We start from the raw sequence: 14,466 nt of genomic DNA, 5'->3' as shown, positions 1-14,466 counted from the left end.
ATTAATAGATTTATCTTTAGAGGGTGAGTTAAAGGTTATACAGAGAAACAAAAATCGCAGCTTGAGCTGCGATTTCAAAAGACTTGAGAACCTATCGGTTATCGGCGTTTCGGTTTACGACCTGATGCCGGTTTTCCACCTGCTGGTGGCTTGTTATTTCCTTGGCCACCCGGCTTACCAATTCTCCCACCGGTTGGCTTGCCACTATTGCCTGAGTTGCGGCTATTGCTTGGCTTTTTCTGGCCAGAGCCGTTCATCTTTTCAAATCCTGGCTGACTTTTTGTGTGTTTAGTCGCGAAACGGTTTGAGCCATGACGACCAGACTTTCTGCGCTGAGCGGGAGTCTGGGCTTCACTGTCTTCTGCTGGTACCAGACAGCTCTGTTTGTCACCAATTAAGTGTTTTTTGCCCATGCTGATGAGCGCCTCGCGAATCAAAGGCCAATTAGCTGGATCATGGTAACGCAGTAGGGCTTTATGCAAGCGGCGCTGGCGCTCTCCTTTCGCTACTGGCACTTCTTCACGTTGTTTGTATTTAACACGCTTGAGCGGATTGGTTTCCGAGTAGTACATCGATGTGGCGTTACACATTGGTGATGGGTAGAAGTTTTGAACCTGATCACACTCGAAGTCGTTGTTCTTGAGCCATAGCGCTAAGTTCAGCATGTCTTCATCTTCGGTGCCCGGGTGCGCGGAGATGAAGTAAGGGATCAGATACTGCTTCTTACCTGCTTCCGCACTGTACTTTTCAAACATTTCTTTGAAACGATCGTAAGTGCCCATGCCAGGCTTCATCATTAGGTTCAGTGGACCTTTTTCTGTATGCTCTGGTGCAATCTTCAGATAACCGCCAACATGGTGAGTCACTAACTCTTTAACGTATTCAGGTGATTCGATGGCCAAATCGTAACGAACGCCAGAAGCTATCATCACTTTTTTTCACACCTTCCACTTTACGTGCTGCGCGATACAAATCGATAGTGTGCTTATGGTCGGTGTTCAGCTTGTTACAGATCCCCGGAAAAACACATGATGGACGGCGACAGTTTGCTTCCGCTTTCGGATCGCTACAACCGAGTCGGTACATGTTTGCAGTTGGACCACCAAGATCGGAAATGGTACCAGTGAAGCCAGGTACTTTGTCTCGGATCTCTTCAAGCTCGTTAATGATCGACTCTTGAGAACGGTTTTGGATGATACGACCTTCGTGCTCAGTAATAGAACAGAAAGAACAGCCACCAAAACAGCCACGCATAATGTTCACGGAGGTTTTGATCATATCGTAAGCAGGAATCTTTGCTTTACCATATTTCGGGTGTGGTACACGTGCGTAAGGCAGGCCGAAAACGTAATCCATCTCTTCCGTTGAGAGAGGAATCGGAGCTTGGTTAACCCAAAGTTCTCGATCACCGTGACGTTGAATTAATGCGCGCCCAGAATAGGGGTTAGTCTCAAGGTGCATAATACGGCTGGCATGAGCATAGAGAATTCGGTCATTATTCAGCTTTTCAAAATGCGGGATACGAACCGCAGTTGTTGCAGCATCATGACGAGAAGGGCGAATAGCGATAGGTTTCGCTTCAGGCTCTTCAGTTTTCGCCTTGGTGTCACACTGCTCTTCTACTGCATATGGGTTTGGTGGGATAAAAGCTTCTTTACGCGGTTTTTCAATACGTGAAGAGTCAATAATTTTGTAGCCTTCTGGCTCTGCTGGCAGGCTGACAACGGTACCGCGAATGTTAGTCATTGTACCAATTTCTTCGCCATCAGCCAGTCGGTGAGCAACTTCAACCAGTGCGCGCTCTGCGTTACCAAATAGTAGGATATCTGCTTTTGCATCAAACAAAATAGAGCGACGAACTTTATCTGACCAGTAATCGTAGTGAGCTAAGCGACGTAAGCTAGCTTCGATACCACCTAGCACAAGCGGAACACCTTTATAGGCTTCACGACAGCGCTGTGAATAGACCAATGTGGCCCGATCAGGACGTTTACCGCCTTCATTGTTAGGTGTGTACGCATCATCATGACGCAGCTTACGATCAGCGGTATAGCGGTTGATCATTGAGTCCATGTTGCCAGCGGTGATGCCGAAGAACAGATTGGGTCGACCTAACTGAGTGAAAGCCTCTTTATTGTGCCACTCAGGCTGCGCAATGATCCCCACACGAAACCCTTGAGCTTCAAGCAGGCGACCGATGATCGCCATACCAAAACTTGGGTGATCGACGTACGCATCGCCAGTGACGATAATAATGTCACAGCTGTCCCATCCTAGGGCATCCATTTCCTTTCGACTTGTCGGTAGGAATGGGGCATTACCAAAGCATTCTGCCCAGTATTTTTTGTGCTCATGAATAGGGGTGATATTGCTGTACATATTTTGTTCTCTGTTCCAGGGAGCGCGAATTATAGCGGCTTGAGAGCGGACTATCTACCTCTACATATCCCTAGGTTTTTTATGCCTAATGGACGTCCTATTAGTTATGCATCAGATTGTTTTTAGTTGTGTTAGCTATATAACGGATTACGCCGTCATATGGGACTAATATTATAGGGTGGTGATGAATATTAAACTTGAGGTGGGTGCTTATGCATGGCATAGATTCCGATATCGCTGTAAAAGAGTGTGTCTCTGCCAGTCGTCAGCGAAAATACCGGACCTACACTTGGCAGTTAGACCTTGTTACTCAAGAGTTTAGCTGTGAGCCTGAAGCGATGAAACAGCTTTTTGGCTGTCAAAAGCTCACCATTTCAGCCAAGGAGTTGCTTAAACTGCTACCGACGACTCAGCGTCGGATGGCTCGCACTATGTTTAAATCAGCCTTGTCTTCCGACAAAACACATTCATTCCACTGCTGTTTGCTGACTCCCAATAGCTTGTTCACTTACGTAGAATTCACCATAGAAGCAGAGAGTGAGTTTTTGCTAAAAGGAGCGGTAACACCTTGTTTGGTTATTCCATCGAGAATGGTGGCAGCGGATATTTTTTACTCTGTTTTTGAGAACAAACATCATGGCGTGTTGGTGACGGATTCAGAAACCCGAATCCTTGCATGCAATCGTCATTTTGAGCGAATTACAGGCCACCAGTTGGAGGATATTCTAGGCTTAAAAACGAATATTCTGAACGCAGAAAAACTTAGCGCAGATTACTACCGTGACCTTTGGCACAGCATTGAACGGCATGGTCACTGGAGTGGTCCTATGCTTACCAAAAAAGCAGACAACTCAGTTTTCCCTCAAGAACTCACTATTCATAAGATTGAACCGGGAAATGGAGAGTCATACTTTTTGGGGCTTTGCGCAGACCTATCTGATCAGCTGCACCGAATTGACGACCGAGAAACGGGCGGCGTTGATTTACTGACTCAATTACCCTCCCCTGAGCGCTTTTTAGAGCAGTTAGAGCAAGAGTATGGGGATAACCAAGATGAAGGTTTGCTGATAATGCTGGCGTTGCAACCGCAGTTTCCGTTGGCGAATGAGAAAGAGATTAAACGTCAGTTCGCAAGCTATATTGCAGAAAATGTTTTGGTTCCTTATGCCAGCTATATCGGTGATGGACGCTTTGCGGTGACATTGAAGGTCGAAAACTCGCAGGGTAATGAGAATGTTCGTTCCATCAGGAAGACGATAAAAGCCTTTTTTCACAGTTTCAAACATGCTCAGGGAACGGTTGCTCAAGCGCTAAAATTCGGTCTCACAGGGGTATCAGTACTGCACTCAGATGCTAAATCGCCTAAACAACTTCTGTCTCATGCTTTGCAGTGATTGTTGGAGCTACATTCAGGAGAAAGCAAGAGAATTGCGTTCTATGATCGCGAGATCCACGAGCAAGTGGAGCGCAAAAAACGGCTAGAGAATTGGGTTGAACAAAGTATATCCGCAGAGACAATAGAGGTCTATTTCCAACCAATTGTCGATATTAAAAAGAGTCGAATCGATAAATTTGAGGCCTTGTGTCGTTTTCCTGCCAATGAAGCGGCGAACGCTTCAACACAGGAGCTTATCAATGTTGTTGAAGACCTCGATCTGATTGTCAGCTTGGATGATGTTGTTAACCGAAAAGCCATGTCTGTGTTACCTGAGCTTCAACAACTGTTTGGGGAGCATGTCGGTCTGTCTGTCAATCGCTCTTTCAATTCAAAACGAGATATTGCCGAGATACTTCGACATAGTGCTCAGTTGATTGACCAAAGTGGCATTGCTCCCGATAAATTGACGATTGAGTTTACGGAGAGCGCTTATTTTGATGGGGACAGTTATCAGGAAAAGTTGCTCGCCGCGATTCGACAAGCCGGAGTTTCTATCGCAGTCGACGATTTTGGTACAGGATTTGCGTCCTTTGACTATCTCAACAAAAGCTACTTTGATGTGTTGAAGATTGACCGAAGCTTTGTCCAGGGTATTCGCCTTGCTAGTCGGCAATATCACGTTGTGACCACCATTATTCAACTAGCTCAGAAACTAAAACTCAAGGTAGTGGCAGAGGGCGTTGAAACAAGGGATGAATATGCAACGTTGCAAAGTTTGGGCGTGGATTGCATTCAGGGATATTATTTTTCCAAGCCATTGCCAATTGAAGCGTTGAGAGTTGCCAAGGACTATTGCCAGCTACCAACAAGTAGTGAGGTGGGAAAAGGCAATGCAGGGACTATTGCTGAACTGATGACGGAACAAGTCCCCCACATTGACCCAGGCGAGCCCCTTTCCTTGATACACATTTATTTTAGCAATGAGAACATCAATATTGTCCCAGTCATTGAGTCACAACATTGTGTTGGTGTCATTGATAGAGCTGTGCTGAATCTTCATATGACACCGAGTATGGGAAGTGATCATGAAACCAATAAAGAACATGGAATGTGGTATAAATCAGCCCATCGTATGATGCTTCCCCCTAAGTCATTGCTGTCTTGGCATACATCATTGACAGAAGTGGAAGACTTGTTGATGAGATCGCCATTGCCTTGGATATTGGTTGATGATGAATCACGATTTAAAGGCATTGTTGAACATGAACGGATTATTCAACATTTGCTCGGGGCTACAAGTAAAAAATAATACTATCAATAGCTATAAATTAACTTAAATTTATAAATGATATCGTACAATATAGTGCTTTTAGGTGAGTCTTGATGTTAGGAGAACCCAATTCCAATGGTTCGATTGAATCGTATGTCAAAGCTAAAGCTGAGCTAAATGCTATTGAGTGGCAGGTAAAACCTCACCAGTCAGGATTTTCTCTGCTGTTTTGCTAACGGCTAAGTAAAAATCGCTGGTGGCACTTCTCTAACCAAGTCTGCTATTATCCGCTTCCATTAAAAACAATAGTGATATCTCACATCATGGTTCAGCAATTGTTAGCAGTGTTTCCTCCTATGCTTTTAGGTGCTCAGTTGATTTTGACGCTTATTTTAGTCAAAGGAGATATTTGTCCAGGCCAGCGAGGTCGTATTCATAAAGTTCTCCCTGTGCTTGCCATTATGTGGTTGGCTGTCGCTTCATTGAGAATCGAAGCCATGATGGTGGTGTTTGCGATTGCTTATTTTTACTCGCAAGTTCAGACCAAAAAAAACTCGGGTACAAGGCCCATTGTGGGTGATGTACCTTGCTAATGGTTTGGCATTGGCTTATGTCGCCATCGGTATTGGTGAGCAGCCTGATTTAGCGGCCGGTCTAAACGTATTCGTTCAGATCATTCTTCTTGGCGCTCTGTTTGCTCATTTGCTTCTTACGGTCGCTCGCACTAGGCTTCAGGCTTTTCATCGTATTTTGCCAGTAACGGGCGTGATTTCTGCGATGTTGATGAGCCTAGCGATTCTTTTAAAAGCTATTGGTCTAGAAGAAGTCGCGTTAACTCAGGCGACTCAGCCTTTACTGATAGGTTTTGCGCTTCTGATTACTTCAGTCCTCATCTGGTGTTGGCACATCATTGTGTCGAAAACAGTGCACAAAGTTCAGTTAGCAGTAGCATTACTGACGCTAGTTTCAGCTACAACGTTTAATCAAGGCTTGTTCGTTCTTTAGAAGCGGCTCACTTTAAATTTGAGGATTTGAAGCTACGCTTTTGTTAGGTGATCAGCACAGGAGTGTAGCTATGGATCTAAGTAATATTGGAAGATTAGATAGCGTCATCTTGCTTGGTATCGTTAACGAAAAGCTGAGACTAGAATGTAACAGTTTTGAGGAGCTTGTGACCATGTACGAAATGGATATCGAAATTGTGATTGGCAAGCTCGATGTCCTCGGTTATCAGTATGATCCTCTCACCAATCAGTTTAAATCTTACGACAGATAACATGTAAAAAGGAGGCTGAATGCCTCCTTTTTCATACTGTTTTTATCCCTTCTAAATGGCTCTTCGATTGCTGTCGTGCGGTATTAAAAAACGCCTGAAGGTAACGTTTATCTTTGTCTGAGTTGCGAGTCGCGGCGAAAAGGCGTCGCCATAAACCATCACCAAGCGAAATACTGGTTATTAACCCCTGACGAGAGAATTCGCTGATGGCCCAATTTGGTAATGCGGCGACTCCCAAGCCTGCTGAGACCATTTGGACTAGCATCAGAGTGTTGTCAGCCTGCTTCCATTTTGCTGGTTCAATGCCTGCTGGGTGGAGAAAATGTTTTACCACATCCAGTCGGTTTTTTTGTACCGGATAAGACAACATGGTTTCGTTTCCCAAATCACTTGGCTCGACAGATGTGTTTGCCGCCAATGGGTGATTGGTCGCGGTGACAAGGCGCATTTCAAAATCAAACAAGGGTTCGTAATGGACTTCTGACCTAGGTTGGATATCCGAGGTAATGACTAAATCCAACTCGCCACTCATCAACGCAGGCAGAGGTTCGAAGCCAAATCCCGATGAGAAGTCCAGAGTCACGCTTGGCCAAGCTACTTGGTACTCCCTCAACGCTGGCATTAACCATTGGAAGCATGAGTGACATTCAATTGCCATGTGCAGGCGTCCATTGACGTCTTCTTTCAGGCTGGCAAGTTCATTCTCTGCTCGGGCTAATCGCGGAAGTACTTGATCTGCCAAGTTAAGAAGGATTTCACCTTCAGAGGTGAACCTTACCGGGCGTGTTTTGCGTAAAAAAGCTGGCCGCCAATTCTGGCTTCGAGATCTTTTATTTGATGAGACAGGGCTGACTGAGTCAGATGTAACGTCGTTGCGGTGGCGGTTAACGACCCCGTATCTCGCAACGTTACTAATGTTTTCAAATGCTTAAGCTCAATCATGAATTCCCTTCAACCCTAATCACAAATGATGAATAGAACTAACTTACCTGTATTTAATAGGTGTGTAAACATCTAGACGTCTAAAATTTGTATACCTTTGAATATGGAGATTTCACATGTAGCGCGTAATTAGCATGAAATTATCTAATAAACAGGTTGAATAATTAGAACTTGTTCCGTCACGACGTTGGCGAGATAGTTTAGCCATCCAGACGCCTTTTACATTGTCTGAACAGCACATGTATCTACGATTACAAACCAGAAGGATTAGGGCTATGACAACCACTCATATTTTGGGATACCCAAGAATTGGTGAAAAGCGTGAACTTAAATTTGCGTTGGAGAAATACTGGCGTGGTGAAATTGAGCAGGATGAGCTTAAAACCGTTGGCGCTGAGCTCCGTAACAAGAACTGGCAGACACAATCTGATGCAGAGCTGAGTTTCGTTACTGCCGGTGATTTTGCATGGTATGACCATGTTCTTACCACGACTTTATTGTTGGGCCATGTACCTAAACGCCATCGTGATGGCTTCCCGGATCTGGATACCTTGTTCAAAGTGGGGCGTGGGCAGTCGCAGGTGAATTGCGATTGTAATGGCTCTGCGGCATCAGACATGACCAAATGGTTCAACACCAATTACCACTACATTGTGCCAGAGTTCAGTGAAGACGATAGCTTTGACGTCAGTTGGCCGCAGCTGTTTGAAGAGGTGAATGAAGCAACAAAAGCAGGTCATAACGTGAAACCTGTACTACTGGGGCCCATCAGCTATCTTTATCTTGGCAAAGAGGTGGATGAAGGATTCGATCGCCTTACCTTGTTACCGCGCCTTCTTACGGCTTATCAGAACATCTTATCAAAGCTGTCTAAGCAAGGGGTTGAGTGGGTACAGATAGATGAGCCCGTCTTGTCACTAGAACTCGAAAAACCTTGGTTATCTTCGTTCAAACCCGCCTATCAAGTGATTCGCAGTGACATTAAAGTGTTACTGACAACGTATTTTGATTCCATCGATGACACATTAGATAAGATTGTTGAACTCGATGTTGACGGTTTGCATATTGACCTAGCGGCCGCACCTCAGCAATTGAGTACTGTAGTCTCTCGTTTACCCCAAAATTGGGTATTGTCGGCAGGCGTGGTGAATGGACGCAACGTTTGGCGTGCTGATCTCAGTACACAGCTTGAGCTTTTGCAGCCTGTTAAACAGCAATTAGGTGACAGGTTATGGGTCGCGAGTTCATGTTCATTACTGCATAGTCCGGTTGATTTAGATTTTGAACCAGAGCTGTCTGAAGAAGTTCGCAGCTGGTTCGCATTCGCCAAACAAAAGGTGCATGAAGTTGCTTTGTTAGGCAAAGCACTGGACGGCAACCAGCAAGCCATTCAAGAATGTGTTGTATATAGTGCTCCAATTGAGGCTCGAAAAACCGCAACACATGTCAACAAACCTCAGGTGCAGGAGCGATTAAATCAAATCACCAAATCGCTGGCAGAGCGTAGCGCACCCTATGAGGAACGCGCAGAGTATCAAAGTGCTGTGCTAGGTTTACCACTTTTCCCTACAACAACCATTGGTTCATTTCCTCAAACTGACGAAATACGAGTTCAGAGAAGCGCTTACCGTACAGGTCGATTGTCGGAATCTGAATATGTAGAAGTCCTAAAAGGGCATATCAAAGACGCCGTGAAGCGGCAGGAAGCATTGGATCTCGACGTGCTGGTTCATGGTGAAGCTGAGCGAAATGACATGGTTGAGTACTTTGCAGAGAACTTGGCCGGTTTTCAAACCACAAAGTTTGGCTGGGTTCAGAGTTACGGGTCTCGCTGTGTAAAGCCTGCGATTGTCGTTGCAGACATTGAACGCGAGCAGCCCATTACCGTTGAGTGGTCGACCTATGCACAATCGCTGACATCCAAACAAATGAAAGGTATGTTAACTGGGCCTGTCACCATCCTTTGCTGGACGTTTCCACGTGAAGACATCAGTCGCAAGGAGATCACCAATCAACTAGCGCTTGCATTGCGTGATGAAGTGTCTGATCTGCAGGAAGCGGGCATCAATATTATCCAGATTGATGAGCCTGCGATTCGTGAAGGTTTGCCACTTAAGAAACGTGATCACGCAGAATATTTAGAGTGGGCAGTGGATGCCTTCAAAATTTCTGCAGCCAGCGCAAAACCAGAAACCCAGATACATACGCACATGTGTTATTCAGAGTTTAACGAAATCATCGACTCAGTCGCAGCATTGGATGCAGATGTGATTACTATCGAAACATCACGCTCAAACATGGAGCTCCTTAAAGCGTTTGAAGAGTTCAATTACCCGAATGAGATTGGCCCGGGTGTCTACGATATTCACTCGCCTAACATCCCAAGTGAGGAGTGGATTGAAGGATTGATCAACAAAGCAGCAGAGAAGATCCCAGCGAAAAGGTTATGGGTGAATCCAGATTGTGGTTTGAAAACACGAAATTGGGCTGAAACGGAAGCGTCACTAGCCAACATGGTGTCGGCGGCGAAAAAACTGCGTAAAGAGTTTGCTTAGCCACAGGGACGCTGCGAATGTAAAAAATGCCGATCGATAGATCGGCATTTTGTGTTTGGATAGAGTTAGATAGATTCGCCATTCACGGTTACTTGAACATCAATATTACCGCGAACGGCATTAGAATATGGACACACCTGATGAGCAACGCGAGTCAATTCCAGAGCCTGTTCCTGAGGTAAATCAATGTCTGCAGCTAGGCTAACTGTCAATGCAAATCCGCCATTATCATTTGGGCCAATACCCACTTCTGCAGTGACCGGTGCTTGACTGATCGCCACTTTCGCTTCGCGAGCAACGTGCAAAATGGCATTTGAAAAACAGGCAGAATAACCAGCCGCAAATAGTTGCTCTGGGTTGGTCGCTGCGCCACTGCCGCCCATTTCTTTAGGGTAAGCCAGTTCTAGATCAAGTAAACCGTCGTCAGTTTTCACTTGACCGTTACGACCTGCAAGCGCTTTAGCTGAAGTTTTGTATAGAGTTGTCATGTCATCTTCCTTTTATTTAGGTTGCGTGCAATTTAATTGCTTGCAATATTAGATCGAAAATTATCTGGAATGCAACTATATTGTGCGCAATTTAAATATTTTTATTTGATAGGTGTCGAATGAGTAAGTGCCAAAATGTCGAAAAGATGACGGATGAAGAGAAATTATTGCTGGATAATCAGCTCTGTTTTCCACTTTACAGTGCGGCTAATGCGGTCATTCGTGCTTACCGACCTATGCTTGAACAATTGGATCTTACTTACTCTCAATACTTGGTGATGATGTTGCTTTGGGAGAAAGATGGAGCCAGCGTAAAAGATTTGGGAACAAGACTCCATCTTGATTCAGGCACATTGACCCCATTGCTGAAAAGGCTCGAAGTGAAAGGGTTTGTTGCCAGAGGCAGAAGCCAAGAGGACGAGCGTGTAAGAGTACTTAACCTGACCAATGCTGGCCAGGCGCTCAAGGAGTCGGCGAAATCAGTGCCCAACGCAATGCGATGCAGAATTGATCTTGAGGTCGAAGAACTGGTTACGCTTAAGCAACTGTGCGAGAAAGTTCTGAATAATCTAGTTTAGGTTATACGCGATTATCCCCTGAACTAAAGGCTATGGTTTGGCTGATGTGAGTCAGGCTGCGCCCACTTTGTTGTTGCCATTCGGCGAATGCTTTATTGGCAGCATCCAGAGAGCGTTTGGTGTCTCTGCCACCTTCAATAATTTTGCAGTTTCTTAGGTAGGCTTCGACGTCTCCAGACATAATAAAGGTGTCGACACCCATTTGACGAAGGCTATATGGGCCGGTGTTGCCTCCCAGTCGACTCCCTTTCTTCTTCAGGAAACGCCACAATTCGGTAATGGTTTCGCCCGGCCATTCGGCGATCATGTTACCGAAAGAGCCATGTTCCAGAGATGCTTCATGAATCATTTGTGCGTTAGCATGTATTGATTTTACTTTAGCGTGATGGCGAATAATGCGTTTATCCGCGGCTTTGTTATCCCATTGCTCATCAGACAACATCAATAGGGGTTCGATTTTAAAACCGAAGAAGACCTCTTCAAAGTTAGGCCATTTTTTTCGAACCACAGCCCATGAAATACCACTTTGAAATACCTTCATACTGAATGCAGATAACCAGCGATCGTTGGGAATGGCCGCGATTTCTGCTTTGCTGAGAGGGTTAGAAAGCAAGGCTTCCAGCTGCTCTTCACCCCCTTTGCGCTCTGCTGCTCGTTGATAGATATGTTCAAATTTTTCAACTGTCATGTGCTGTGTCCTTTTATTTTTCGTTATCATATCAGCCTGTTATGCCTTATCTCAATTGACCTTGTCGGCAATTATTAAGGAGGCAATCGGCAAAGATCCGATTTTTCAAAGAGAGTCGTTTGCTCTTATACAGCAAATGGATAGGTTTGGGATCAGGCACGTCTTGTTCGAGAGTCTATTAGTCGACCATTAGCTAGATCGTCGACAACGACTGGATGCAGGCTCTAGCTCGCCTTGATCAGGATGGCAATCTTTGTTGATTCTTCTGCGTTAATTCTTTTCAGTGGTGAGGTTACAGCCGAAGAGTATGGGTTCACGATGTTGGGAAGTGAAGGGGCGCAGACGTTCGATTTATCCTTTGGCTGGCAACCTAAAGCAACCCGTTCAGTGTGGCAGTGTATGAAATGCCACAGCGACAAGTCGAGGCAGCGGAACAAGGGGGATGGCTTTTAAACAGGTAATCTCAGAATAGTAAAAGGCCAGAGCAACAGCTCTGGCCTTTGTTGTTACAGCGTCAACAGGTAATTGACCAGCTCATTGTACTCTTCAAAAGAGCCAATTTTATCGGCGTTAACGATGTATTTATCATTTACTAACACGCCTGGTACACCAGTCAGCGTACTTTGCTTAAATTGCTTGTCGAAACGCTTTTGCATCGAGTTCACCACAAAGCTGTTGTACGTTGAGTCAAACTTTTTGGCATCAACGCCATTATCGATAAAAATTTGGCGAAGTGCGTTTTCATCTTTAGGTGCGCTGCGACGCTCGTGAATTTGCTTAAACATAGCCGGTACCAAGCTCTTTTCGACATCCAGTGCTACCATGGTCGCGTAGGATTTGGCCATTGGTATCGCCATGCCACCCCCCATAAAAGCAACGTGCACTTTCTCGAACTTTGCGCCTTCTGGAAGCGATGCTTTAAGGCGACCGATCGCAGGTTCAAAGTTATAACAATGTGGGCAGTAGAAAGAGAAAAACTCAGTGACTTTCGGCGTTTTCGATTTATCCGTTTCGAGCACTTTGTAATGTGTTCCTTCTTCGAACTTAGCGGCGTTAGCGGCGAGTGAAAATATCAAGGTGGCAAATAGGGCGAATAGTTTTTTCATTGAATAAATTCCTAATAAATACAGTTGTTTGCCGGTAAATAACCGGAGTGAACGTGAACATTAAGAATTACGCAATAGGAGGGCGGAACAGAGCCTGAATACGAGCCACTGCTTTTTCGGCCTTATCTTGATTGATAAGTGCCAGTGAAGTAGGGATTGCATCTGCAAAGATCAGTCCGGAGATATAAGGTACTTTCAGCAGGCAAACTGAGGCACAGCAGTGATGCGATGCCTTACCCTCACTGTGATTGGACTTTGGGCATTCTATTGGATGAACCTGAGAGAGGCTGTCGAGAGTTATTGTGCTGTGAGTCAACGCTATCGTTGCTTTTTCACCAGCTGGTACGCCGACCGCTACACCCATAAAAAATAGTGCAAAAGTGAGAAGAAAAACAATAGCTAATGAACGATTTTGTAACAAGGCAATCAACCCAAAATGAAATTGAAGTTAGCTTAACTGATTTGCCAGTGATGATAAATATTCAGTTTTTCGTTTTGTTGGTCGAACTTTATTTGTGTGGCGGATGTCCTACCAAACAAGTTTGCTAACTCTATAAATTTATGTCTAGTTTTAAAGATGTTTTGCTCTTTGGCACTTTGTTTGTCTCTAGCGGCGTATTTGCTAATCCCTCTCTCACCTATCAATTGTCGATTGACCCTGACGATGCAGACAAAGTCATCGTCAATGTAGATACAAGTGGCTTAGAGCAAGTAAAAGTATCACCTGCACGCACCTTAACCCATAGTGACCAGCCAGTAATATCCTGCCAAACCGCTTCGGGCACTATCACGGCTCTAGATGGTTTGCATTCTCAGAAATGCCAGCAGATTGAATGGTCTTTGAAAATGGAACACACACCTGATCACGGTATGGATATCTCACAACAAATTGATAGTCGAAGCGTTGATAAGGGTTGGTATTTCATTAGTGAGTGGAATTCTCTGCCACGTGTCAAAGGGAGTCGTAATATTCGCGTTTGCACTCCGGAGCAAAATTGCCAGGAGATGCCTGAGTTATCAGCGCCTCCCATGTTTGTTGTTTGGGGAATGGAAAGTACAGAACTAAACATCAATGACAAAAAAGTGACCGTTTTCAGCGATGCCCCTCAAGTGATGAAGCAAGTAGAGCAATGGAAACCGGTATTGGAAACGTCACTACGTTACTTGAACAGCGTATTCTCGAATACACAGCGACGAGACTGGCAGATGGCCTTTTTCAAAAAGGACCGTTCGTCAGGGAGCTTAAGTGGAGCCGCCGGCCAGAACATGATTTTGATTAATGCCTGGTTAGAGCAAGGAAAACTCACACCAGTTTCATTAAAGATGCTTCTTAAGATTGCTGCGCATGAGTCAGTCCATGTGTTAGATACAGCCAGCAGGCCGACTTGGGTAGCGGAAAGTCTTGCCGAGTACTACGCGATAAAATCACTGCAAACTACGCCTTATGCTGCGGATGACCCGATTCATTTCTGGCATGGCTTTGCTCAAAATTTCCCTTTCTCGGGCACAGGGCTTATTGAAGCAAACCGTCTCTTCAGTGAACAGGGAGCGGGGCAATACTATCCGATGTTTTACTTTAAAGGCTCTGCGTTTTGGTATGAACTGGATGCAGCCTTGAATCGCACAGGCTCAAGTCTAGACAGCTTGTTGAGTCAATTGAACTTTGAAACTGATGGAAGCTTATCTATAAAGTTTGTTAATGCAGTAACTGAGAAAATAGGTGATAAGCAATGGACAGCGATCAGTCATCGTTATCTGTGAGTCTGTTCGGTATGCGCAGCAAATGGGAACCTTGCTCCCATTTGC

The 14,466-nt window shown here is 45.0% G+C and carries 8 protein-coding genes and 4 pseudogenes; 6 read left to right on the top strand and 6 right to left on the bottom strand.

What is annotated here, in order from left to right; genetic code table 11:
- Positions 1 to 98: 98 nt before the first annotated feature.
- Positions 99 to 2,379 (bottom strand): annotated as a pseudogene (locus KW548_12640) (YgiQ family radical SAM protein).
- A 212-nt stretch (positions 2,380 to 2,591) separates the two neighbouring features.
- Here KW548_12640 and KW548_12635 point away from each other — a divergent pair.
- From KW548_12635 to KW548_12625, 3 genes and pseudogenes are all read left to right on the top strand, one after another.
- Positions 2,592 to 5,066, top strand: a pseudogene (locus tag KW548_12635) (EAL domain-containing protein).
- Between the two features lie 284 nt (positions 5,067 to 5,350).
- Positions 5,351 to 6,032 (top strand): annotated as a pseudogene (locus KW548_12630) (hypothetical protein).
- Between the two features lie 70 nt (positions 6,033 to 6,102).
- A complete protein-coding gene (locus KW548_12625) occupies positions 6,103 to 6,303 on the top strand; it encodes a DUF4250 domain-containing protein (protein ID QXX05976.1) in 201 nt (66 codons plus the stop codon).
- Positions 6,304 to 6,334: 31 nt separating this feature from the next.
- Here the strand turns inward: KW548_12625 and metR are convergent.
- A pseudogene (gene metR / locus KW548_12620) lies at positions 6,335 to 7,245 on the bottom strand (HTH-type transcriptional regulator MetR).
- 275 nt (positions 7,246 to 7,520) lie between these two features.
- Between metR and metE the strand changes: the two are divergent.
- On the top strand, positions 7,521 to 9,800 hold the full coding sequence (gene metE / locus KW548_12615; protein QXX05975.1) for a 5-methyltetrahydropteroyltriglutamate--homocysteine S-methyltransferase: 2,280 nt from the start codon (positions 7,521 to 7,523) through the stop codon (positions 9,798 to 9,800).
- Between the two features lie 65 nt (positions 9,801 to 9,865).
- Here metE and KW548_12610 read toward each other — a convergent pair whose 3' ends face one another.
- Entirely contained in the window at positions 9,866 to 10,288 is a 423-nt protein-coding gene (locus tag KW548_12610; protein ID QXX05974.1) for an organic hydroperoxide resistance protein, read from the bottom strand.
- A 119-nt stretch (positions 10,289 to 10,407) separates the two neighbouring features.
- Here KW548_12610 and KW548_12605 point away from each other — a divergent pair, with 119 nt between their 5' ends.
- Entirely contained in the window at positions 10,408 to 10,866 is a 459-nt protein-coding gene (locus KW548_12605; GenBank protein QXX05973.1) for a MarR family transcriptional regulator, read from the top strand.
- A 1-nt stretch (position 10,867) separates the two neighbouring features.
- Here KW548_12605 and KW548_12600 read toward each other — a convergent pair whose 3' ends face one another.
- The 3 genes from KW548_12600 to KW548_12590 all read right to left on the bottom strand — a co-directional run bounded on the left by KW548_12600 (position 10,868) and on the right by KW548_12590 (position 13,024).
- Complete coding sequence (locus tag KW548_12600) at positions 10,868 to 11,554, bottom strand: DNA-3-methyladenine glycosylase I (GenBank protein QXX05972.1); 687 nt, start codon at positions 11,552 to 11,554, stop codon at positions 10,868 to 10,870.
- 506 nt (positions 11,555 to 12,060) lie between these two features.
- Complete coding sequence (locus KW548_12595) at positions 12,061 to 12,660, bottom strand: thiol:disulfide interchange protein DsbA/DsbL (protein ID QXX05971.1); 600 nt, start codon at positions 12,658 to 12,660, stop codon at positions 12,061 to 12,063.
- Positions 12,661 to 12,727: 67 nt separating this feature from the next.
- A complete protein-coding gene (locus tag KW548_12590) occupies positions 12,728 to 13,024 on the bottom strand; it encodes a hypothetical protein (protein ID QXX08067.1) in 297 nt (98 codons plus the stop codon).
- 197 nt (positions 13,025 to 13,221) lie between these two features.
- Between KW548_12590 and KW548_12585 the strand changes: the two genes are divergently transcribed.
- Positions 13,222 to 14,421, top strand: coding sequence for a hypothetical protein (locus KW548_12585; protein ID QXX05970.1), 1,200 nt, complete (start codon positions 13,222 to 13,224; stop codon positions 14,419 to 14,421).
- The last annotated feature ends 45 nt before the right edge of the window (positions 14,422 to 14,466 follow it).

The sequence above is a fragment of the Vibrio neptunius genome (assembly GCA_019339365.1).
GTDB lineage: Bacteria > Pseudomonadota > Gammaproteobacteria > Enterobacterales > Vibrionaceae > Vibrio > Vibrio neptunius.
The sequence above is the reverse complement of the archived record's forward strand: the minus strand, read 5'-3'. Positions and strand labels throughout refer to the sequence as shown.